Below are 2,031 nucleotides of genomic sequence, written 5' to 3' on the forward strand. Positions count from 1 at the left end.
GCCGACCACGTCGTGCAGTTCGGGCCGCTCCCCGCCGCGCGCTGCCCGACAGCCCCGCCTACGCCATCTACACCTCCGGCTCCACCGGCCGCCCCAAGGGCGTCGTCGTCCCGCACGCCAACGTCGTCCGGCTGTTCACCCGCACCCGGGACTGGTTCGGCTTCGGCCCCGACGACGTGTGGACGCTGTTCCACTCCTACGCCTTCGACTTCTCGGTGTGGGAGCTGTGGGGCCCGCTGCTGCACGGCGGCCGGCTCGTGATCGTCCCCGAGGACACCGCCCGCTCCCCGGAGGACTTCCTGCGCCTGCTCGCCGACGAGCGGGTCACCGTGCTCAACCAGACCCCGTCCGCCTTCTACCCGCTGATCCGCGCCGACGCCGAACTCCCCGAGGTGAGCCGGAGGCTGGCGCTGCGCACGGTGGTGTTCGGCGGCGAGGCGCTGGACGTCGCACGGCTCGCCGGCTGGTACGCCCGCCACCCGGACACCGCGCCCCGCCTGGTGAACATGTACGGCATCACCGAGACCACCGTGCACGTCACCTACGCCCCGCTGGACGCCCCGGCGGCCCGCGCCGGCACCGCGAGCCCCATCGGCACCGGCATCCCCGACCTCAGGCTGTACGTCCTCGACGGCCGCCTGAAGCCGGTACCGCCCGGCGCCGTCGGCGAACTCTTCGTCGCCGGCGAGGGCCTGGCCCGCGGCTACCTGGGCCGCCCCGGACTCACCGCCACCCGCTTCCTCGCCGACCCGTTCGGCCGCCCCGGCACCCGCATGTACCGCACCGGCGACCGGGCCCGCTGGCGGGCCGACGGCACCCTGGAGTACCTCGGCCGCGCCGACCAGCAGGTGAAGATCCGCGGCTACCGCATCGAGCCCGGCGAGATCGAGGCCGCCCTGCACCGCCACCCGGGCGTGGGCGCGGCCACCGTCGGCGTGTACGAGGACGCCGCCGGCACCCGCCGCCTCGTCGCCCACGTCGTCGGCACCGGCACCGGCGACCGCGCCGTGCCGCCCCCGTCCGCCGCCGAACTCCGCGCCCACCTCACGGGACTGCTGCCCGCGCACATGGTGCCGGCCGCCTATGTCCCGCTGCCTGCGCTGCCGCTCACCGCCAACGGCAAGCTCGAGTGAGGAACTGGCCGAACGGGTGGCACGCTTCACTCTCGAGGGTGGCAAGCGCACGCGCGCCCGGCTGCTGTGGTGGGCCTTCCGGGCCTGTGCCGGCCGGGATGCGGCGTCCGCGGGGGTGGTCCTGCGGATCGGGGGCGCCCTGGAGCTGCTCCAGACGTGCGCGCTCGTCCACGACGACGTGATGGACCGGGCCGTACTGCGGCGTGGCCGGCCCGCGCTGCACAAGGATCTGGCCGACCGGTACGCCGGCCGGGTCGGGCCCGAGCGGGCGGGGCGGTTCGGGCATTCGGCGGCGGTCCTCGCCGGGGACCTCGCGCTGGCCTGGGCCGACGACCTGATGGCGGAGACACCGCTGGCGCCGGGGACGGCGGAGGTGGTGCGACGGCTGTGGAGCGACATGCGCACGGAGATGGTGGCGGGCCAGTACCTGGACGTACAGGGCCAGATCACCGAGGCGCGGTCGCTGCCCCGGGTGCTGCGCGCCGCCTGTCTGAAGAGCGCCCTGTACTCGGTCGAGCGGCCCCTGGCCCTGGGGGCCGCCGTGGCGGGCGCCGACGAGGTGACGCTGCGCCGGCTGGGCGACGCCGGGCGCTGTGTCGGCATGGCCTTCCAGCTGCGCGACGACTTGGACGACGTCTTCGGGGACCCGCGGGTGACCGGGAAGGCGTGCGGCGACGACATCCGGGAGGGCAAGCCCACCTATCCGGTCGCGGTCGCCCGCGCGCGGGCAAAGGCGGCCGGCGACGGGGCCGCGCTCGCCGTGCTGGACCGGTGGCTCGGTGACCCGGCCCTCACCGAGCGCGGCCTGGACGAGGTGCGGGACGTGCTGGTGGCGACGGGCGCGCGCGCCACCGTGGAGGCCGAGGTCGACCGGCTGGCGGCGCGGGGGCTGCGGCCC

At 76.0% G+C, this 2,031-nt stretch carries 1 protein-coding gene and 1 pseudogene; both read left to right on the plus strand.

Annotated features, from left to right (window positions below; genetic code table 11):
- Positions 1–1,130 (plus strand): annotated as a pseudogene (locus H5J33_RS32885) (amino acid adenylation domain-containing protein); the annotation flags it as partial.
- Positions 1,131–1,149: 19 nt separating this feature from the next.
- On the plus strand, positions 1,150–2,031 hold an 882-nt coding region (locus H5J33_RS32890; RefSeq protein WP_399552984.1), incomplete at its 3' end, for a polyprenyl synthetase family protein.

The organism is Streptomyces sp. WELS2, assembly GCF_013870595.1.
Lineage (GTDB): Bacteria > Actinomycetota > Actinomycetes > Streptomycetales > Streptomycetaceae > Streptomyces.